At 69.8% G+C, this 19,251-nt stretch carries 17 protein-coding genes; 11 read left to right on the top strand and 6 right to left on the bottom strand.

Going from position 1 to position 19,251, the window contains the following annotated elements:
* Positions 1-304 precede the first annotated feature (304 nt).
* From ACYVOK_RS06855 to ACYVOK_RS06875, 5 genes are all read left to right on the top strand, one after another.
* Complete coding sequence (locus ACYVOK_RS06855; RefSeq protein WP_460661411.1) at positions 305-880, top strand: hypothetical protein; 576 nt, start codon at positions 305-307, stop codon at positions 878-880.
* Between the two features lie 17 nt (positions 881-897).
* A complete protein-coding gene (hisF, locus tag ACYVOK_RS06860; RefSeq protein WP_460661412.1) occupies positions 898-1,659 on the top strand; it encodes an imidazole glycerol phosphate synthase subunit HisF in 762 nt (253 codons plus the stop codon).
* Positions 1,656-2,150, top strand: coding sequence for a MarR family winged helix-turn-helix transcriptional regulator (locus tag ACYVOK_RS06865; RefSeq protein ID WP_460661413.1), 495 nt, complete (start codon positions 1,656-1,658; stop codon positions 2,148-2,150). Before hisF ends, ACYVOK_RS06865 begins: the two co-directional genes overlap by 4 nt.
* 76 nt (positions 2,151-2,226) lie before the next feature.
* Positions 2,227-2,742: a MarR family winged helix-turn-helix transcriptional regulator gene (locus ACYVOK_RS06870; RefSeq protein ID WP_460661414.1), complete on the top strand. Its 516-nt coding sequence runs from the start codon at positions 2,227-2,229 to the stop codon at positions 2,740-2,742.
* The gene (locus ACYVOK_RS06875) at positions 2,742-4,316 is read left to right on the top strand and encodes an MDR family MFS transporter (RefSeq protein WP_460661415.1); all 1,575 of its coding nucleotides are present in this window, start codon (positions 2,742-2,744) and stop codon (positions 4,314-4,316) included. Before ACYVOK_RS06870 ends, ACYVOK_RS06875 begins: the two co-directional genes overlap by 1 nt.
* Here ACYVOK_RS06875 and ACYVOK_RS06880 read toward each other — a convergent pair.
* The 5 genes from ACYVOK_RS06880 to dacB form a co-directional block, all read right to left on the bottom strand.
* Positions 4,313-5,569, bottom strand: a complete 1,257-nt coding sequence (locus tag ACYVOK_RS06880; RefSeq protein ID WP_460661416.1) for an MFS transporter — start codon at positions 5,567-5,569, stop codon at positions 4,313-4,315. The genes ACYVOK_RS06875 and ACYVOK_RS06880 overlap by 4 nt on opposite strands.
* A 12-nt stretch (positions 5,570-5,581) precedes the next feature.
* On the bottom strand, positions 5,582-6,163 hold the full coding sequence (locus tag ACYVOK_RS06885; protein WP_460661417.1) for an ArsR/SmtB family transcription factor: 582 nt from the start codon (positions 6,161-6,163) through the stop codon (positions 5,582-5,584).
* 78 nt (positions 6,164-6,241) lie between these two features.
* The gene (locus ACYVOK_RS06890; protein ID WP_460661418.1) at positions 6,242-7,144 is read right to left on the bottom strand and encodes a GNAT family N-acetyltransferase; all 903 of its coding nucleotides are present in this window, start codon (positions 7,142-7,144) and stop codon (positions 6,242-6,244) included.
* Between the two features lie 23 nt (positions 7,145-7,167).
* The gene (locus ACYVOK_RS06895; RefSeq protein WP_460661419.1) at positions 7,168-8,118 is read right to left on the bottom strand and encodes a GNAT family N-acetyltransferase; all 951 of its coding nucleotides are present in this window, start codon (positions 8,116-8,118) and stop codon (positions 7,168-7,170) included.
* A gap of 41 nt (positions 8,119-8,159) precedes the next feature.
* On the bottom strand, positions 8,160-9,728 hold the full coding sequence (dacB, locus tag ACYVOK_RS06900; protein ID WP_460661420.1) for a D-alanyl-D-alanine carboxypeptidase/D-alanyl-D-alanine endopeptidase: 1,569 nt from the start codon (positions 9,726-9,728) through the stop codon (positions 8,160-8,162).
* Between the two features lie 162 nt (positions 9,729-9,890).
* Between dacB and ACYVOK_RS06905 the strand changes: the two genes are divergently transcribed.
* The 4 genes from ACYVOK_RS06905 (at position 9,891) to ACYVOK_RS06920 (ending at position 14,821) form a co-directional block, all read left to right on the top strand.
* Positions 9,891-11,189 carry a family 43 glycosylhydrolase gene (locus tag ACYVOK_RS06905; protein ID WP_460661421.1) on the top strand — a complete coding sequence of 433 codons (1,299 nt, stop codon included), beginning with the start codon at positions 9,891-9,893 and terminating at the stop codon, positions 11,187-11,189.
* Between the two features lie 162 nt (positions 11,190-11,351).
* On the top strand, positions 11,352-13,469 hold the full coding sequence (locus ACYVOK_RS06910) for an alkaline phosphatase family protein (protein WP_460661422.1): 2,118 nt from the start codon (positions 11,352-11,354) through the stop codon (positions 13,467-13,469).
* Positions 13,470-13,472: 3 nt separating this feature from the next.
* The gene (locus ACYVOK_RS06915) at positions 13,473-14,237 is read left to right on the top strand and encodes an MBL fold metallo-hydrolase (protein WP_460661423.1); all 765 of its coding nucleotides are present in this window, start codon (positions 13,473-13,475) and stop codon (positions 14,235-14,237) included.
* A complete protein-coding gene (locus ACYVOK_RS06920; RefSeq protein WP_460661424.1) occupies positions 14,234-14,821 on the top strand; it encodes a DedA family protein in 588 nt (195 codons plus the stop codon). The genes ACYVOK_RS06915 and ACYVOK_RS06920 overlap by 4 nt, the downstream gene beginning before the upstream one ends.
* On the opposite strand, the gene ACYVOK_RS06925 is transcribed toward ACYVOK_RS06920, so the two are convergent.
* Positions 14,807-15,448, bottom strand: a complete 642-nt coding sequence (locus ACYVOK_RS06925; protein ID WP_460661425.1) for a TIGR03085 family metal-binding protein — start codon at positions 15,446-15,448, stop codon at positions 14,807-14,809. The two genes, ACYVOK_RS06920 and ACYVOK_RS06925, sit on opposite strands and share 15 nt — an antisense overlap.
* A 127-nt stretch (positions 15,449-15,575) precedes the next feature.
* On the opposite strand from ACYVOK_RS06925, the gene ACYVOK_RS06930 reads away from it, so the two are divergent.
* Complete coding sequence (locus ACYVOK_RS06930; protein WP_460661426.1) at positions 15,576-17,411, top strand: ABC transporter ATP-binding protein; 1,836 nt, start codon at positions 15,576-15,578, stop codon at positions 17,409-17,411.
* A complete protein-coding gene (locus ACYVOK_RS06935) occupies positions 17,408-19,204 on the top strand; it encodes an ABC transporter ATP-binding protein (protein WP_460661427.1) in 1,797 nt (598 codons plus the stop codon). The genes ACYVOK_RS06930 and ACYVOK_RS06935 overlap by 4 nt, the downstream gene beginning before the upstream one ends.
* Positions 19,205-19,251: the final 47 nt, after the last annotated feature.

The following is a 19,251-nucleotide window of genomic DNA, read 5'->3' on the forward strand; positions in this document are numbered from 1 at the left end:
CCGCCCACCCGCCCCCCTTGAGGTGCTGCGCACGGGGTGGTTGGGGGGTGTGGAGTGGTCGGCCCGCCCACCCCCAGAGGTGGTGCGTACGGGGTGGTTGCGGGGTCTGGGAGTGGAGGACGCCCACTCGCGCCTGGAGGTGATGCGTGGGATTGCGGGATGTGGAGGTGCCCAGCCCACCCGCCCGATGGCTCTGGCGACGATTGCCGCCTCGGGTGGAACTGGCGAGTAAGAACCTGGCGGTAGGCGCGACGGTCGGTCGGCGGATATCTGAAGAGCCCTCCGGCCGGTTAGCGTGGCCCGGATGGACGACGTGAAGCCGCGGCGGATCTCGCGGGGGACGCGGTACGGCGTCGCGGCGGGGATGACGCTTGTCGTTGTGCCGGCATGGTGGTTGTGGCTTCGGTCAGGCGTCGGCGGCGCGCTCGAGCCTGTCGTGCTCGTGGGCTCTGCGGTCTGGCTGATCGCCCTGAGCCTGCTGGTCGGGAACCTCGGCATCCGGCCGCGGATGTGCGGACAGCACCTGGAGGTGACGACCATCATCGGGCGGCAGTCGCTGGACCTGACCGCGCTGACCGGTGCACGCTGGCAGCGCGGCCGCGGTGGGTCGGTCAGTCTTCGGTTGCGGGACGACCTGACCGACGTCGTACTCGTCATGCCGGTACCGCCTCAGGTCTTCCCGAGGATCAAGGACGGCCTGAGTGCGGTGGCGGCGCGCGGCGTCGTGCTCCCGCGTCGAGTCACCCCACTGTTCAACCTGCCCGCCGTCCCCGGTGCGCCGCTGGCCGGGCAGGACAGCAGATACGTGCCTGTGATCCTCGCCATTCTCGCCGGAAGCGCCGTCCTCGGAGCGGTCGTCGGGCTGCTGTACCGGGGCTGAACGCTACGCTTGGCCGCGTGAGTCTTGCCGTGCGTGTGATTCCCTGCCTGGATGTCGATGCCGGGCGGGTGGTCAAGGGTGTCAACTTCACCGATCTGCGTGACGCCGGGGATCCGGTCGAGATGGCCCAGGTGTACGACGCGGAGGGGGCCGACGAGCTCACCTTCCTCGACATCACAGCCTCCTCGGGTTCGCGGGAGACGACGTACGACGTGGTCGGCCGGACCGCCGAGCAGGTGTTCATCCCGCTCACCGTCGGCGGCGGCGTCCGCGAGGCGAGCGACGTGGACCGGCTGCTGCGGGCCGGTGCGGACAAGGTCGGTATCAACACCGGCGCGATCGCCCGGCCGGAGGTGATCCGCGAGATCGCCCACCGGTTCGGCAACCAGGTGCTGGTGCTGTCCCTCGACGTACGGCGGGCGCCGGACCAGCCGAGCGGGTTCGAGGTGACCACGCACGGCGGCCGCAAGTCGGCCGGGCTGGACGCGATCGAGTGGGCCCAGCGCGGCTGTGAGCTGGGCGCGGGGGAGATCCTGCTGAACTCGATGGACGCCGACGGCACCAAGCAGGGGTTCGACCTCGAACTGATCCGGGCGGTCCGGGCAGTGGTCGACGTACCGCTGATCGCCAGCGGGGGAGCGGGAGCCCCCGAGCACTTCCCGCCCGCGGTCGAAGCGGGTGCGGACGCCGTACTGGCCGCGAGTGTCTTCCACTTCGGCGACTTCCGGATCGCGGACGTGAAGAAGGCACTGCGCGACGCCGGGATCGTGGTCCGGTGACCGTGCACCAGCAGTCCGAGCGCCCCGCAACCGAGCGCCCGGAGCAGAGCGAGCGGCTGGTCGCGGACATCGAGCAGGAGCTGTCCGCGCTGTTCCGCCGCTCCCGATCGGCCTCGCTGCGGCTCGCCCGCCGGGTGCATCCGGAGATGGATGCGGCCGGCTACGCGCTGATCTCGCAGATCGAGCTCGGGACGGCGGGCGGCAGGCCCGGCGTACGGGCGTCCGACGTCGCCCAGGCGCTCGGTCTGGACAAGTCGACCGTGAGCCGCGGCATCACCCAGCTGGAGAACCTCGGCCTGATCGAGCGGGTCGGCGACCCCGGCGACGGCCGCGCCCGCCTGCTCCGCCTGACCACGGTCGGCGCCGAACGCTTCGACGCGATGCGCACCCAACGCCAGACCGAGTTCCGCGCCATCCTCGAGCGCTGGAACCCCGCCGACCTCGCCGACCTCGGCCGCCTCCTCTCCCGCCTCAACCACGACCTGAGCTGATCTCTCTCAGTTACCGACCTGCTGCTTCCAGCACATATGGTTGTGAAAACCAACTATCTGCTTATATAGTTGGTTTATGCAACTAGCTCAGGAACCCCTCGTCCCGGGGGTGGAGCGGGACCGGGCGGCGCAGGAGGTGCTCGAAGGGGTCAGCGCGCTGATCCGCGCCGTGCGGTGTGTCGAGCATCGGCACCTGACGCCCGACGGCGGGCTGCGGCGGGCGGACGCGAGTGTGCTGAAGGTTCTGCTGCGGGACGGTGAGCAACGCGGTGGTGAGCTCGCCGCCAAACTCGGTGTCGACGCATCGGTGGTGAGCCGGCAGCTGGCCACGCTGGAGGCCGACGGACTGGTGAGCCGTCGGCCGGATCCGGCCGACGCGCGGGTCGGGCTGGTCAGCCTGGCGCCGCGTGGCAAGGCCCAGCTCGAGGCCCTGTACTCGTCCTACACCCAGCATCTTCGCGCCGCCCTGACCGACCTCGACGACGACGCGATGCTCGCGGCAGCCGACACCATGCGGCGGATCGCGCACGCCATCACCGAGGCCGGCAAATCCCCGCGGCGCACACCGCCCGTTCCTTCGACTGGAGACTGATGACCGTCACCGAGACCAGGCCACCCGCGGCTGGTACGCCGGAACTCACCCATCGCGAGATCCTCGAGATCCTGATCGGCCTGCTCGCCGCACTGTTCACGGCGATGCTGAGCTCCACGATCGTCAGCAACGCCCTGCCGACGATCATCGCCGACCTCGAAGGCTCCCAGACGCAGTACACCTGGGTGCTGACCACGAGCCTGCTGGCCACCACGGTGTCGACCCCGATCTGGGGCAAGCTGGCCGACCTGATGAGCAAGAAGCTGCTGGTGCAGCTGTCGATCTCGCTGTTCGTGGTCGGTTCGGCGCTGGCCGGCCTGTCCCACACCGTGCCGTTCCTGATCGGCGCGCGGGTTCTGCAGGGCCTCGCGATGGGCGGCCTGATGGCGCTGGCCCAGGCGATCATCGGCGCGGCGATCCCGCCCCGCAACCGCGGCCGGTACTCCGGCTACATGGGTGCCGTGATGGCTGTCGCGACCGTGAGCGGCCCGCTCATCGGCGGTGTCATCGTCGACACGGCGTGGCTCGGCTGGCGCTGGTGCTTCTACGTCTGCGTGCCGCTCGCCGTGATCAGCCTCGTCATCCTGCAGAAGTACCTGCACCTGCCGCTGATCAAGCGCCGGGTCCGGATCGACTACCTGGGCGCCGTACTGATCGGCATCGCGGCGAGCCTGCCGCTGATCTGGGTCACTTTCGCCGGGCACGACTTCGCCTGGCTGTCCTGGCAGTCCGCGCTGTTCGTCGGCGGCACCCTGCTGTTCGGCATCGTCGCGGTCGTGGTCGAGAGCCGGGTGGCGGAGCCGCTGGTCCCGTTGAAGGTGGTCAAGGAGCGCACCACCGCGCTGGCGATCGTGGCCAGCCTCGCCGTCGGGGTCGCGATGTTCGGCAGCGCGCTGTTCCTCGGTCAGTACTTCCAGCTCGCCCGCGGCTACAGCGCGACCGAGGCCGGCCTGCTGACAATCCCGATGATGCTCGGGTCGTTCCTGGGTTCGGTCGGCTCGGGCCAGATGATCACCCGGTTCGGCCGGTGGAAGCGCTATTTGATTGCCGGTGGCATCCTTCTCGTCGCCGGCCTGGTGGTGCTCGGCACGATCGACCACACCACGCCGTACTGGTACGTCGGGATCGGCATGCTGGCGATGGGTCTGGGCATGGGCATGACGATGCAGAACCTGGTGCTCGCCGTCCAGAACACCGTCGACGTGAGTGAGATCGGTGCCTCGAGTGCGACGGTCGCGTTCTTCCGGAGCCTCGGCGGTGCGGTCGGTGTGTCGGTGCTGGGCGCCGTACTCGCGGTCAGGGTGAAGGATCTGATCGTCCAGGGCCTGCTCGCCGGTCCCGGCGGGGCGGAGGCCGCGCGGAAGGTGCGGGACGGCGGATCCGGCACCAGCCTGCTCGACGTCGATCACCTGCCGCCCCAGCTGGCGGAGCTGGTGCGGCACGCGTACGGCGACGCGACCGGCCGGATCTTCCTGATCGCGGCAGCGTGTGCGCTGGTCAGCCTGATCGCGGTCTTCTTTATCAACGAGGTCCCGCTCCGCCGCACGGTCGCCAAGCTGGACGTGGACGACTAGAGCTCCGGTGGTCGCAGGCCGTCGAGGTCGCGGGTGCGGATGATGGGGGAGCGGATCAGCCACAGTACGGCGAGGAACCCGCCGGCCGCCGAGACCAGCAGGGTCTCGCGGACGCCGATCCAGGTGCCGAGGAATCCACCGGCCACGGCACCGAGCGGACGGATGCCGTAGTTGATGCTGCTGAACGCCCCCGCGACCCGGCTGCGCATGTGGTCGTGGATGAGCGCGGCCTGCATCGAGTTGAGCGGTACGTCGAAACACATCACCGCGAACGCTCCGATGAACTCGGCCGCGGCGAGCGCGGCGGCCCGGGCCCAGGTCGGCCCGTCCGCCAGCGCCGCGATCGTCACCGAACCCGGGAAGACGACCGAACTGACCGCGATCAGCCGGCCGGCACCGAAGATCCGGCTCAGCGGCGAGGCGGCGAGTGCGCCGAGCAGGCCGCCGCTGGCGCCGATGCCGAAGGCCAGGCCGATCGTGCCCGCGGACAGCCCGAGGTTGCGGCTGGCGAAGAGCACCAGCAACGCCATGCTGATCAGGTTGAAGAAGTTCACCGTCGTCGCGCAGCCGAGGCTGCGGCGAAGGTACGGATGCCGGAGCACGTACCGCATGCCGGCCCGGGCGCGGTGGAGTAGTGGCTCGTCGGCTTCGTCGTTCCGGCTGGGTTGCGTCCTCACGCGGCTGAGCTGGACGGCCGAGACCACGAAGGACAGCGCGTCGACGAAGATCGCGACCGGCGCGGTCAGCCACTGGATGAGCAGACCGCCGACGGCGGGACCGCCCATGAACGAGATCGACCTGGTCGCCGAGAGCTTGCTGTTCGCCTCCAGGAAGTGGTCACGGCCGATGAGAGTGACGAAGAACGACGCATAGGCGGTGTTGAAGAGGACGTGAGCGGTCCCCGCCAGTACTGCGATCACGTACAGCTGGCCCAGCGTCAGGGCGTCCAGCCAGTACGCGGCCGGAAGACTCAGCAGCAGGACCGCCCGGGCGAGGTCGGCCGCGATCATCAACGGGCGCTTGTCCGTCCGGTGGTCGACCCAGGTGCCGATGAACAGCGAGGCGATGTTCGGCAGCCAGACCGCGGCGGTCAGGAAGCCGACCTGCGCCGGAGAGGCGTCGAGCAGCAGGACGGCGATCAGTGGCAGCGCCAGTTCGGTGACGCGGTCGCCGAACTCGGAGACGGTCTGCGCGGACCAGAAGGTCCGGAACCGCCGGTCACGCCAGAGACTCGTGGCGGAAAGAGTTTTCATGGTCCGGCCCGGTCAGCTCGGTGCTTCAGGCAACGACAGGCGGAGGAAGCGGACATGGCGTGCACCCGCCGGTGCGCCTTCCTCCCCGCGCTGGACGTACGGCGCGAGCACTTGCTCGATGGCGTCCTCGATCGCCTCGGCCTCGGCGGGCGTGAGGCTCAGCCGGGTGTTCGCCGAGCCCGCCAGCCGGTCCCACTCGGGGTCGAGCTCGGGCTCGGTCTCGACCAGCCACTGCTGGGCAGCTTCGAGGGCCTGGTTCATCAGCTCGGCGCGCAGCAGCCGGCCGGCCTCGGCACCTTCGGGGGTGCCGGGCATCTCGTACCGGAACCCTCGGGCCACCGCCCGCCACCAGCGCTGCCGCTTGTCCGCGTTCGGCGGCTGCTCGTCCACCACGAGACCGAAGGTGGCGAGGTGCCGCAGATGCCAGCTCGTGACCGACGGCGAGGCGCCCACGTGCTCGGAGAGCTGGGTCGCGGTGGCCGGGCCGTTCTTCTGCAGCCAGCTCAGCGCCGCCAGCCGGACCGGGTGAGCCAGCGCCCGCATGGCCTGCGGGTCGGTGATCTCGAAGTCGCCGTACGGATTTCTGAGAGACATGTTTCGAGAGTAATCTCTCAGATCTCGCTACGGCAAGGCCTGGCGCCCAGGGGACCGCAACGAGCCGGGCGAGGAGACCTAGGACTTGACGGTCCGCCGCCAGATGTCGCTGATCAGGTCGGGGCGCATACCGACCGACGTGTAGAGGCCGACGGCCGGTGTCGGGTTGGAGCTGTCCACGTGCAGGATCGTGCCGGACCGGCCGCCGGCCGAATCGGTGGTGAAGGCGTCGTACAGCAGGAACTTCGCCAGACCCTTGCCGCGAGCATCCGGTACGACGGCCAATCGTCCGACGTAGCCGCAGTTCTCGGTGCCGACGAAGTTGTCGTTGCACTCGCGGACCGCGACCGCCCGCCCGTCGACCTCGACCGTGGTCAGCTGCGACCAGTCGAACGTCGAGCGGCTCTCCCGTGACTCCGCCCATTCGTCGTACGGACGCGGATCCGCGCCCGGCTGGGTGCTGAACGCTTCCACCAGGACGGCGTGCGCCGCCCGGCGACTCGCGTCGTCGTACGCCCCGCGTCGTACGACCGCTCCAGCCGGCACCGCCGGCCGCTCGACGGGACCGTCGAAGGTGATCCGCATGCGGTGCACCGAGGTGTCGATCGCGAAACCCTTCGCGGCGACGATCTTCGCCAGGAACTCGTCCTGGCGGATCACGCCGACACTCACGACGACGTCGCCGGACCCGACCTGTCGAGCACGTTCGACGCCACGATCGAGCAACCACTCGGCCACGGCCGGAATCTCACTCAGCACCTCGAGATTCACCCGAGACCGGTCGCTGTTCGCCATCGCCGTGGCCGACCCCGCGAACTGCCCGTCTGCGTCCAGCACCACCCACCCGTCGGTCGCCGGGTCGAACCCGGGATCCCGCAGGTAGTTCGCCACATCCTCCGCACTGTGCTTCGCGAACCCGAGCAGAGCGCTGGTGTAGGCCCCGCTCCGCTCAGCGATCAACGCGGCGTCGTCAACAGTCATCGGACGAACGATGAAGCCGTCCATCAGGCCGGCACCTCGAGGCGCCAGACGTCGATGACCAGGGCCGCCGTCATCCCGACCGACAGATACAGGTCAAGCGCCGGTGTCGGATTGTTGGTATCCACGTGCAGCAGCGTCCCGGCCAGTCCGGCGGCTGCGTCCAGAGCGAACTGATCTCGCAGTAGGTACTTCGCCAGCCCGCGACCGCGCGCCTCGGGGAGGACGGCCAGCCGGCCGATGTAACCGCAGTTCTCGTCTTCCAGGAACTGGTCATTGGTCTCCCGGAGGGCCACCGGTCGCCCGTCCTCTTCCAGCAAGGTCACACCGGACCAGTCGAAGGCCGAATGGTTCTCGTGAGCCGCATGCCACTCCTCGAACGGCCGCGGCGTGAACCCGAACTGCCCCTCGAAGCTCCTCGTCATCACGGCGTGTGCTGCCCGTCGGCTCGCCTCGTCCGGAGCCCCTCGCCGTACCGTGACCCCGGCCGGAACCTCAGGCGGTTCGACCGGCCCGGCGTGGTCGATCCGCATGCGATGGTACGTCGTACCCGCGGCGAACCCCTCGCCGGACAACCGCCGCCGCCGTGCGTCGTCGGCGCGATAGACGACCGCATCGAGTTGCACCGCCGAGTGCCCGTGCGCCCGGGCGATCTCGCCGGCGCGCCGGATGATCTCCCCGAGCAGGTACGACTCGACCACCGGATCGGCGGTGAACAGGTCCATGTCGAGCTGCCGGCGATCACCCTTGCCGAAGACCCACCCGTAGCCGACCGGGGTCTCGCCCTCGAAGACGAGCCAGCCGTCCGTCTCCGGCTCGAACCCTGGCTCGCCGAGCGCATCGACAGCATCGTCGAGGGTGTAATCGGCGAACCCCACCACTGCGGTGTTGTAGGCGGACACCAGTCCGAGCACCGCCTCGGCGTCGGCCTTGGTCGGCGGGCGAACGGTGAAAGCCTGCGGCAGTACGGCGGTCATTCCGACATCGTCGGGAGATGACCGCCGTACTGTCTAACGGTTTAGCAGGCCTTCTCCCATTCGAGGTCGCACTGTTCGGCGGTGCTCCTCAAGGTGTTGGGGGAGACGGCGGCCGGGGCCTGGTCGGACCAGGAGGCCAGGGTGACTCCGACGGCGTCCTCGACGGAGCGTGGGCTGACCAGGTAGTTGTTGCTGATCATCGAGAACACCAGCTTGCGGCCGTCGGCGTTGGTGACGTAGCCGGACAGCGACGTGACGCCGGTGAGGGAGCCGGTCTTGCCGTGCAGGTTGTTCGCGGCCGGGGTGTTGCGCATCCGATTGCGCAGGGTGCCGCCGGTGAACCGGTCCGCGTTGCCTGCGATCGGCAGAGCGTCGTACCACTGCTGCCACCACGGCTCCTTCTGCACCCCGATGAGCAGATCGGTGATGCTGTCCGCCGTGACGTTGACCTTGCGGGACAGGCCTGAGCCGTCGGAGAGGCGGATCGTGCCGGTCTCGACGCCGACGCTCTTCGCGTAGTCCGTGACTACGCCCAGACCGGCCGGCCAGGTGCCCTCGGCCTCGGCCACCGCGCCCATCGCCTTCACCAGCGTCTCCGCGTGCATGTTGTTGGACAGCTTCATGAACGGGTTCATCAGTTCGCCGACCGTCATCGACTCGTCCCGGGCGAGCACCCGGGCGGTGGACGGGGAGGCCGCGTCCTTGATCTTTCCCATCACGCTGATGCCCTGCGCCGCGAGCGCCCGCCGGAACACGTCGGCCGCGTACAGCTGCGGCTCCCAGACCGTCACCCACTCCTGGCCGGTCGACGCGCCGAGCGGCACGGATCCGGTCACCCGGACGACGTTGGTGCCGTGCTCACGCTCGATGTTCAGCGTGTTCGCCGACCCGGCCGCGCCGGTCGTCGCGGTGCTGACGAGCTTGAGTACGCCGTTCGCCGGAACCAGTTCGAGTTGCACGGGCGCCCCGACCGACGCGCCGGGCGAACTCTCGACAATCGCCGTACCGGAGTCGTAGTCGGTGTTCGGCGAGAGCGTCAGAGCGGAGATCTGCGCCGAGTAGTAGAACGGCTCGTCGTCCCAGGCCCAGCTGTCACCGAGGCGGACGCGGTCGAAGTACGTGTCGTCCGCGACCAGGTCGCCGACGACCCGGCGTACGCCCGATTGGGCGAGCTGCTTGGCGAGCCCGGCGTAATCGGACTCGAGAGCGGTCGGGTCGCCGTACCCCTTGAGGTAAAGGTCCCCGAGCAGCGTCCCGCGGTGGACCTGGCCGGTGGCGAGGACGTCGGTGCGGAACCGGTACGACGGGCCGAGGACGTCCATCGCGGCCGCCGAGGAGAAGAGCTTGGTGTTCGAGGCGGGCAGCATCCGCTGGCCGCCGTTCCGGTCGTACAAGGTCTCGCCGGTCGTCGCGTCGCGGACCACCAGCGCGACCTGCGAGCCGTTGAAGCGGCTGTCGTTCAGCAGCGTGTCCAGCCGCGTCTGGAGAGCTGTCGCCTGTACGGCGGTGGGCGCCGTACCGGACTGTGTCACCACACCGCCGACCGCCGTCGCGAGCACGGCGGCCGCGGCGACCACCCCACGGCCCGACACCCTCGGTAAATACCTCACGAGAACTCCCCTCAACCCAGGCGGAAACCAACTAGGCGGGAGTCTCCACCTCAACGGGCCGCCGGTCCAGGGATCGCGGAAAATCCTCCAGCCTCTCGCGCTCCAGGTGAATCGATGGAAAAGTTCGGTGCACAGGTAACCGCCCCGACCTGAGGAGTCCCGATGCGACGACTTCTGACGGCTCTGCTGGCCGTGCTCAGCCTTTCCGCCCTCCTGTCACCGCCGGTCCACGCGGCCACCACCGCGGCGGTCTTCCCGGCCCGGATCATCGGCGAGGACTTCCCCGATCCGGACGTGTTCGAGAAGAACGGCACCTGGTACGCGTACTCGACCAACAACGGCCGGGGGCACGTGCCGGTCGCGACCGCCCCGAGCGCGAACGGGCCGTGGACGATCCGCGGCGACGCGATGCCCGGCGGGCCGTCGTCCGGATGGGCGCAACCGGGCCGCACCTGGGCACCGGACGTCCACCCGAACCCGGACGGCAGTTACACCCTCACCTACACCGCCTGGCACAAGGCGTCGGGCCGGCAATGCATCGGTGTCGCCACCGCGGGCTCACCACTCGGCCCGTTCACCCCGCTCGGCAGCCAGCCGCTGATCTGCCCGCTCGACCTCGGCGGCGCGATCGACGCGAACACGTTCGTCGCGAACGACGGCACCCGATACCTGGTCTGGAAGAACGACGGCAACGCGATCGGCCGCCCGTCGACCCTCTGGCTCACGCGTACCGCGAACAACGGCACGACCCTGGCCGGCGGGAACGCCGCCCTGCTCACCTCGAGCGGGATCATCGAGGCGCCGGATCTGGTCCAGCGTGGCAGCCAGTACGTGCTGTTCTTCTCAGGTGGCGGGTACACCGACTGCAACTACCTGACGTCGTACGCGACGGCGACCAGTCTGAGCGGGCCGTGGACGACGGCGTACCGGCCGCTGATGACGACGGCGACGTTCGACAACCACATCTGCGGGCCGGGTGGTGCGGACTTCGTCGGCAACAAGGTGTTCGTCCACGGGTGGGTCGGCGGGTCGCGGCATCTGTACGTCGCCGACGTCGGCTGGGCCAACGACTACCCGGTGGTGCGCGGCAGCCGGGTGCGGTACGAGGCGGAGCGCGGGACGCTGAACCACTGTGTCGTCCGGTCGAACGCGGCCGGCGCCTCGGACGGGAAGGTGGTCGCGTACATCGACTACGCGGACTCGTGGGTGGAGAACTCCGTGTTCGCGCCGGTCGCGGGCGGTTACACGCTGCATGTCGGGTACGCGAACGGCTCGGGTGCCACCGCCAGCCACGGGCTCGTTGTCAACGGCAACAGCCAGGGGACGGTGAGCTACCCGGCCACCGGCTGGGACAACTGGCGCCAGACCTCCGTCTCCATCACCCTCAACGCCGGCTGGAACACCATCCGCCTGACCAAAGCCACCCTCTACACCGAAGTCGACTACCTAGAACTCCAGTAACCCCGCCTCCGGCGGCGGGTGGGGGTCAGGGAATTGCCTGGGGGAGCCCGGAGTGGGCCCGGGGTGGGCCCTGTGGGGGCGTGGCAGGATGCGGTGGGGCTGGATGATGGCTCGTAGGCTCGTCACAGCACAACGGCGTCGACGGGGAGCACGAAGCACGAGATGGCGAAACCACCTGAGCAGGTGTCCGGGGACCGGCGTCGGCGACGTCCGGTCTGGCTGGACCTGCGCCGGCGTACCGGCCGGGGTCTGCAGGCGATGCTGTTCGGCGGCCTGGCGTCGCTGGTCTCGCTGATCATCACGTTCTGGACGTTGCCGCAGATCAGCAGCGACGGCCGGGTGCCGATCCTGCGGCTGGTCGTGCTGCTGGCCGTGTTCAGCATGCTGATGCGCTGGGTGCTGGCCGGGGTCGCGATCCTGATCGGCTCGCTCGGCGTCCTCGTCGGCGGTCTGCTGTCCCAGTTCGGCGTGATCTACCTCGGCATCACCGTGGACCCCGGCGTGAACCTGCACGGCGGCGTCGAGGCGCCGGTCCTGGTGGCGGTCGTGATGGCGTCGGTGAGCGCGTTCGTCGGCTGGGTCGCGTACGCCGGCAGTGACGACGCGTACGTCGCCGAGGTGATGCGGGTCGTGCACCGCCGGGCCCGGAAGATCACGCCGGCGCCGAAGACCGGTCTGCTGATCGTCCAGATCGACGGCCTGTCCGCGCCGCTGCTGAACTGGATGGTGCTGGCCGGCAACCTGCCGAACCTGGGCGGCTGGATCCGCGACGGCAGACACTCGATGGTCGGCTGGCACACCGGCGTACCGTCGACCACCCCGGCCAGCCAGGCCGGCATCCTGCACGGCGGCTCGCGGCAGATCCCGGCGTTCCGGTGGTACGAGAAGGAGACCGGCCGGGTGATGGTGACGAACCGGGGCCGGGACGCCGCCGAGATCGAGACGCGGATCTCGACCGGGCGCGGCCTGCTCGCCGACGGCGGGGTCAGCATCAGCAACAACTGGTCGGGTGACGCGGAGCGGTCCGAGCTGGTGTTCAGCCGGGCCGCGCTGCCGAGCAACCGGAGCCGCGGGTACGTCCGGTTCTTCTCCAGCCCGCAGGGTGCCGCCCGCGGTCTGGTGCTGTGCGTCGCCGAGATGGTGAAGGAGTTGCACCAGGCCCGGCGCCAGCGGGTCCGGCACCTGATCCCGCGGGTCAAGCGCGGCGGCGCCTACATCTTCCTGCGGGCGATCACCAACGTCCTGCTGCGGGACCTGAACGTCTCGCTGATCACCGACGAGTTGGTGAAGGGTACGCCGGTGATCTACTGCGACTTCGTCGACTACGACGAGGTGGCGCACTACGCCGGGCCGACCCGGACGGAGTCGTTGCAGACCCTGGAGGGCCTGGACCGGGTGCTCGGTGCGCTGCAGCGGATCATCGACATCCTGCCGCACTCGTACGAGATCGTCGTGCTGTCCGACCACGGCCAGAGCCAGGGCGCGACCTTCCTGCAGCGGTACGGCCGGACGCTCACCGACGTGGTGGACGACCTGGTCGACACCACCAAGGAGCCGGTCGCGGCGGTCGGCAAGACCGAGGGCTGGGGTCCGGTGAACGCGTTCCTGACCGAGATCAGCCTGCGGCGCAGCGTGGCGGGCTCGGTCACCCGGAAGGCACTGCACGGCAAGGCCAAGGACGGCGAGGTCGAGCTCGGGCCGAAGGACTGCGAGCCGCAGATCGCCGCCGACGAGCAGGTGGTGGTCACGTCGTCGGGCAACCTGGCGCTGATCTACCTCGCGACCACCCCGGGCCGGGTGCCGCTGGAGGAGATCGAGTTGCTGCACCCGAAGCTGGTCCCGGGTCTGGCGACGCACCCGGGTATCGGGTTCGTCGTGGTCGACTCGCTGGCCGAGGGCCCGGTCGCGATCGGGCGGGCCGGCGTGCACGTCCTGAGGACCGGCCGGATCGAGGGCGTCGACCCGCTGGCGCCGTACGGGCCGTTCGCGGCCGCGTCACTGCTGCGGCAGGCGGAGATGCCGCACAACGGGGACATCGTGGTGATCAGCCGCCTGGACGAGTACACGCACGAGGTGGCGGCGTTCGAGGAGCTGGTCGGGTGCCACGGCGGCATCGGCGGCTGGCAGACCGAGGCGGTGCTGGTGCACCCGAGTCGCTGGGAGGTGCACGAACCTCCCGTAGGCTCCGACGCGGTCCATGCGCTGCTGGTCGACTGGCTCGAACAGCTCGGGCATCGCAAGGATCTCCGGGAAGCGGTCGAGACGAGGGTGGAGGCCTGACGCGTGCGGATCACCTGGTGGGGGCACGCCACCACCACCATCGAGGAGAACGGCACGCGGTTGCTCACCGATCCCGTCCTGACGTCGCGCATCGCTCATCTGCGCCGCCGTCGTGGACCGGCTCCGCTCCCGGCCGCGGCCGAGTGCGACGCCGTACTCGTGTCGCACATGCACGCCGATCATCTGCACGTCACGTCGATCCCCCTGGTCGCGCCGGGCGCCGCGCTGGTCGTGCCGCGGGGCGCGGCCCGGCTCATCCGGCAGGAGTGCGGGACTGACATCGCGGACCGCTGCATCGAGGTTGCGCCCGGCAACCAGGTCCGGATCGGCGCACTCGACATCACCGCCGTGACGGCTCACCACGACGGCCGCCGGATGCCATGGTCGTCGTTCAGCGGGCCGGCCCTCGGGTACCGCGTCGAGGGCTCGCCCAGTGTGTGGTTCGCCGGTGACACGGACCTGTACGACGACCTGGCCGCGGAAGCCGGTCCGGTCGACCTGGCGGTGGTACCGGTCGGAGGCTGGGGACCCTCGCTCGGTCCTGGCCACCTGGATCCGGTGCGGGCGGCGGAGGCGGTGCGGCGGGTCGGGGCTCGGGTGGCGATCCCCGTGCATTTCGGGACGTTCTGGCCGATCGGGTGCGACTGGCTGAAGCCGGAGCTGTTCCTGCCACCGGGGGACAGGTTCAAGGACGCGATGGCCGAGGTGGACCCCGCGGTGAAGGTGGAGGTCCTGCAGCCGGGCGAGTCGACCGAGGTGGCTCCATGACCGGAGAACCGAACTTCGACGTCTGGTACCTGTTCGCGTTGGCCGGTGCTGTGCTGCTGGGCGCCGTACTGCCGGTGCTGCCGACCGGTGCCGCGGTGTCGGCGGGCGCGGTCATCGCGTCGCACCACAGTCCGATCGGACTGGTCGGCGTACTGATCGCGGGTGCGGGCGGGGCATATGTCGGGGACCTGATCGTGTACGCCGGGTGCCGGTTCGGCGGTGAGCGGCTCGCGAAACGCATCGGGTGGTTGCGCGACAACGCATCGCTGGACGCGCTAAGGGACCGATTGGCCGAGCACGAGATCACCGTGCTGTTGACCTCCCGATTGATCCCGGGTGGGCGCGTGCCGGTGCTGCTCGCGGCCGGGCTCGCCGGGTACCGCTGGGAGCGGTTCGCGCTGGTCGACCTGACCGCGTCGTCGCTGTGGGCCGCGGTCTACATGGCGATCGGGCTGCTTGGCTACGCGCTGTTCGACGAGCCGTGGCAGGGCGTGCTGGCGGCGATCGTCCTCGTCATCCTCACGACCGTCGTCAGCAACCTGATCCGGCGCCGGCGGCGAAACCGCGCGTCACACCCCGAATGACGCGCTGCGGAGCCGCTCGACGGTCTCCGCGTCGCCGTCCAGTCGTACGTCGGCCACCCGCTGCCGGCCGAAGCAGAACAGCACCAGCTCGGACGGCTCGCCCGTCACCGTGACCGACCCCAGCTCGGTCGGCTTCCTCGCGACCGACGTCGTACCGTCGGGCAACCGCAGGATCACCCCGCTCGGCGCCTTGCGGGTCAACGACTTGGCGGCCAGCCGGACCGCCTTCCACAGCCCTGCCTGCTGCCCGGCCGGAAGGACGCGAACGTCGTACGACGGTTGCGCGCGGCGGACGTCCTCGTGGTGGACGAAGTACTCGGTCGTGTTCAGTTGTTGACCGACCTTCGGCAGTGAGTAGATCGAGAACGTCGGCGGTCCGCTGCGGACCTTGTCGACGACCTCGGCGAAGCTGTACTGCGCTTTCACCCGGGCCATCCGCTTCTCGGTGGTGTCCGACAGCGCGGAGATCATGATGCCCGGACCGGCCATCGGGTCGGATTCGCGGACGTGGAGGTGCACGGCCAGGTCGTACGTCGTCCACCCCTCGCACAGTGTCGGCTGATCGGGCCCCACCTGGTCGAAGAGGTCACACAGAGCGAGTCGTTCTACCCGGCTGTAGTCGGTCACAGTTCGATCGTAGTTGTCGGGGCGGAATGGCAGAATGTCAATCGTTGTCATGCCTGTGCCTGGTTGATGCACCTGACTGTCCTGGAGCGTGTTGCCCGTGCCGCCGAAAGTCCCAGACAAGGGAAGCGTGACCCGCCGGGGCTTCGCGGTCCTGAAGGTCGCCATCTGGGAGGAGCCGTGGGTCTTCGCCCTGTCCGTGCTGGCGAGCATGCTGTACGGCGCGATGACGGTGGCCGACGGGTGGGCGCTCGGGTGGGCGACCGACCACGTGGTCCGGCCGGCGCTGGATCGCGGTGACACCACGTTCGGCGCGGTCGCCGCGCTGATCTCGCTGTTCCTCGGGATCGCGATCCTGCGCGCGATCGGCGTGATCGGGCGGCGGCTCGGGGCCGGCGTGATGCAGTTCCGGCTGCAGGCGACGTACCGCCGGCGCGTCACCCGGCAGTACCTGAAGCTGCCGCTGGAATGGCACCACCGGCACCCGACCGGGCAGTTGCTGTCCAATGCCAACGCGGACGTCGAGTCGATCTGGTTCGTGATCGCTCCGCTGCCGATGGCGATCGGTGTGCTCGCGATGCTGGGCTTCGCCACCGCGGCGATGTTCATGGCCGACTTCTGGCTCGCGCTGGTCGGCTGCCTGGTGTTCCCGCTGGTGTTCGTGGCGAACGTGATCTTCCAGCGCTACCTGCAACCGCTGGCCACCCGGGCACAGCAGCTCCGCGCGGACGTGTCCGAGGTCGCGCACGAGTCGTTCGACGGCGCGCTGGTGGTCAAGACGCTGGGCCGGGAGGCCGCCGAGACCGAGCGTTTCCGCGCCCCGACGTACGCGCTCCGGGACGCCAACATCGCGGTGAACAAGGCCCGTGGCATGTTCGACCCGGTGATCGACGGCCTGCCGCGGCTCGGTGTGCTCGCGGTGCTGCTGGTCGGTGTCGGCCGGGTTCGGTCGGGCGCCGCCGACGCGGGTGACGTCGTGCAGGTGGCGTTCCTGTTCACGCTGATCGGGTTCCCGATCCGGGCGCTCGGCTGGGTGCTCGGCGAGTTGCCGCGATCGGTCGTCGGGTGGGACCGCGTGCAGCGGGTGCTCACCGCCGAGGGCGGCATGGAGTACGGCGATCAGCGGCTGACGTCGACGAAGGCGGCCCGGCTCGAGGTGTCCGGCGTACGGTTCGGCTACTTGCCCGAGCGGGACGTGCTGTCCGGCGTGGACTTCACCGTCGAGCCCGGCCGGACGGTCGCGATGGTCGGGCCGACCGGTGCGGGCAAGTCGACGCTGACGACGCTGCTGACCCGGCTGGTGGATCCGGAGGAGGGCGCGGTCAAGGTCGACGGCATCGACCTGCGCGAGCTGGCCCGGGACGAGCTGGCCGGCTCCGTCGCGCTGGTGGCGCAGACGGCGTTCCTGTTCGACGACACGATCCGCGGCAACATCACGCTCGGCGGCGACTACAGCGACGAGGACATCTGGGACGCGCTGCGGATCGCCCAGGGCGACGGATTCGTGAAGAGTCTGCCCGAAGGACTGGACACCAAGGTCGGTGAGCGCGGTACGACGCTGTCCGGTGGCCAACGGCAACGAATAGCCCTGGCCCGTGCGCTGGTACGGCGGCCCCGGCTGCTGATCCTGGACGACGCCACCAGCGCGGTCGACCCGCAGGTCGAGGCGCGGATCCTGGCCGGCCTGCGATCCGCCGTCCAGGGCTCCGCGGTACAGGACTCGGACGCAGCGACAACCGTGCTGGTGATCGCCTACCGGAAGGCGACGATCTCGCTCGCCGACGAGGTGGTGTTCCTGGACGAGGGCCGGATCGCGGCGCAGGGCACGCACGCGGAGCTGCAGCGGACGTCGGCCGCGTATCGCGAGCTGGTCGACGCCTACGAGAAGGACGCGGCCCGGCGCCAGGAAGAGGCGGACCTGGCCGCCGAGATCGACGACCTCGACGCGGAAGGAGCGTCCGCGTGAGCACCGGAGAAGCGACTCGTCTCGACCACGGCGACGACGCGGGTGGTCTGGAAACACTGCGGCAAGGGCTGAAGGTCTCGCCGGAGCTGGCTCAGGGGTGGTGGATCACCGGCCTGTTGGCGCTGCTGATGACGGCCGGTCGGATCGTCGTACCGATCGCGGTGCAGCAGACGATCGACAAGGGACTGTCCGGGCCGGGCGGGCCGGACATGTCGTACGTGGCGTGGATGTGCGCGATCTGTGCGGTCAGCGTGCTGGTCACCGCCGGAGCGTCGTACCTGACGACCGTGCGGCTCGCGACGAACTCCGAGCGCGGTCTGGCCACGATGCGGATCAAGGCGTTCCGGCACGTGCACGACCTGCCGGTGCTGACCCAGAGCACCGAGCGGCGCGGCGCGCTGGTCAGTCGGGTCACGTCGGACGTCGACACGGTGTCGCAGTTCCTGCAGTTCGGCGGGTTCATCTTCCTGGTCAGCATCGGGCAGATGCTGCTCGCCACCGTGGTCATGTTCGTGTACTCCTGGCAGCTCGCGCTGGTCGTGCTGCTCTGCTTCGTCCCGCTGTTCGCCAGCCTGAAGTACCTGCAGCGGCTGATGTCCGCGGCGTACGGCGTCGTGCGGGCGAAGGTCGGCGAGATGCTGTCCGCGATCGCCGAGCCGGTGGTCGGCGCCCAGGTGGTCCGGGCGTACGCGATCGAGAAGCGCACGCAGCAGCGGATCGACGCCTCGATCGAGGACTACCGCCGGACGGCGACCCGGGCGCAGGCGTTCACCGGCCTGACCTTCTCGATCGGTGGTCTCGCGGCCGGTCTGGCCAACGCCGGGGTGCTGACGGCCGGCGTCCTGCTCGGCGTCGACCGGCAGGCGACGCTGGGGGAGATCCTCGCGTTCATGTTCCTGGTCGCGCTGTTCTCGGACCCGGTGCAGATCGCGACCCAGGTGCTGACCGACGCGCAGAGCGCCTTCGCCGGCTGGCGCCGGGTGCTCGGGGTGATCGCCACCCCGGCCGACGTCGTCGACCCGGGGGAGTCGGGCGTCGTCCAGGCGCGCGGGCCGGTCTCGGTGGAGTTCCGGGACGTGAACTTCGCCTACCCGGACGGCGAGTTGGTCCTGCGCGACGTCGACGTACGACTCGAACCGCATCGCCGGGTCGCGGTGGTGGGGGAGACCGGGTCGGGCAAGACCACGTTCGCGAAGCTGCTGACCCGGTTGATGGATCCGACGTCCGGGGCCGTACTCCTGGACGGGGTGGACGCGCGGGAGATCTCGTTCGCGTCGTTGCGGGAGCGGGTCGTGATGGTGCCGCAGGACGGGTACCTGTTCGACGCGTCGCTGGCCGAGAACGTGCGCTTCGGGCGGCCCGAGGTGACCGACGAACAGCTGCTGCAGGCGTTCGAGTCGCTGGGGCTGACCGACTGGCTGGAGTCGTTGCCCGACGGCCTGAATTCGCCGGTCGGCCAGCGTGGTGAGTCGTTGTCCGCGGGTGAGCGCCAGCTGGTGGCGCTGGTCCGGGCGAATATCGCCGACCCCGATCTGCTGGTGCTCGACGAGGCCACGTCGGCGGTGGATCCGGGCACCGAGGTCCGGGTCAACGCGGCGCTGGAGCGGCTGATGGCCGGGCGTACGTCGGTGACCATCGCGCACCGGTTGTCGACGGCGGAGGCGGCCGACGAGGTGCTGGTCTTCGACAACGGCGAGATCGTCGAGCGCGGTCCGCACGCCGAGCTGGTCGGCGCAGGCGGGGTGTACACGCGACTGCACGACAGCTGGATCGCACAGCGCAGCGCACTCTAGACATGCAACGGCCGGGACCGTGGAAAGGGGCGGTCCCGGCCGTTCAC

The organism is Kribbella swartbergensis, assembly GCF_054784135.1.

Coding starts and splice junctions, on each gene's coding strand:
- ACYVOK_RS06890 (WP_460661418.1), bottom strand. CDS start 7,144: ATGACTGTTGACGACGCCGCGTTGATCGCTGAGCGGAGCGGGGCCTAC.
- ACYVOK_RS06855 (WP_460661411.1), top strand. CDS start 305: ATGGACGACGTGAAGCCGCGGCGGATCTCGCGGGGGACGCGGTACGGC.
- ACYVOK_RS06880 (WP_460661416.1), bottom strand. CDS start 5,569: ATGAAAACTCTTTCCGCCACGAGTCTCTGGCGTGACCGGCGGTTCCGG.
- ACYVOK_RS06895 (WP_460661419.1), bottom strand. CDS start 8,118: ATGACCGCCGTACTGCCGCAGGCTTTCACCGTTCGCCCGCCGACCAAG.
- ACYVOK_RS06920 (WP_460661424.1), top strand. CDS start 14,234: ATGACCGGAGAACCGAACTTCGACGTCTGGTACCTGTTCGCGTTGGCC.
- ACYVOK_RS06885 (WP_460661417.1), bottom strand. CDS start 6,163: ATGTCTCTCAGAAATCCGTACGGCGACTTCGAGATCACCGACCCGCAG.
- ACYVOK_RS06875 (WP_460661415.1), top strand. CDS start 2,742: ATGACCGTCACCGAGACCAGGCCACCCGCGGCTGGTACGCCGGAACTC.
- ACYVOK_RS06870 (WP_460661414.1), top strand. CDS start 2,227: ATGCAACTAGCTCAGGAACCCCTCGTCCCGGGGGTGGAGCGGGACCGG.
- ACYVOK_RS06905 (WP_460661421.1), top strand. CDS start 9,891: ATGCGACGACTTCTGACGGCTCTGCTGGCCGTGCTCAGCCTTTCCGCC.
- ACYVOK_RS06910 (WP_460661422.1), top strand. CDS start 11,352: ATGGCGAAACCACCTGAGCAGGTGTCCGGGGACCGGCGTCGGCGACGT.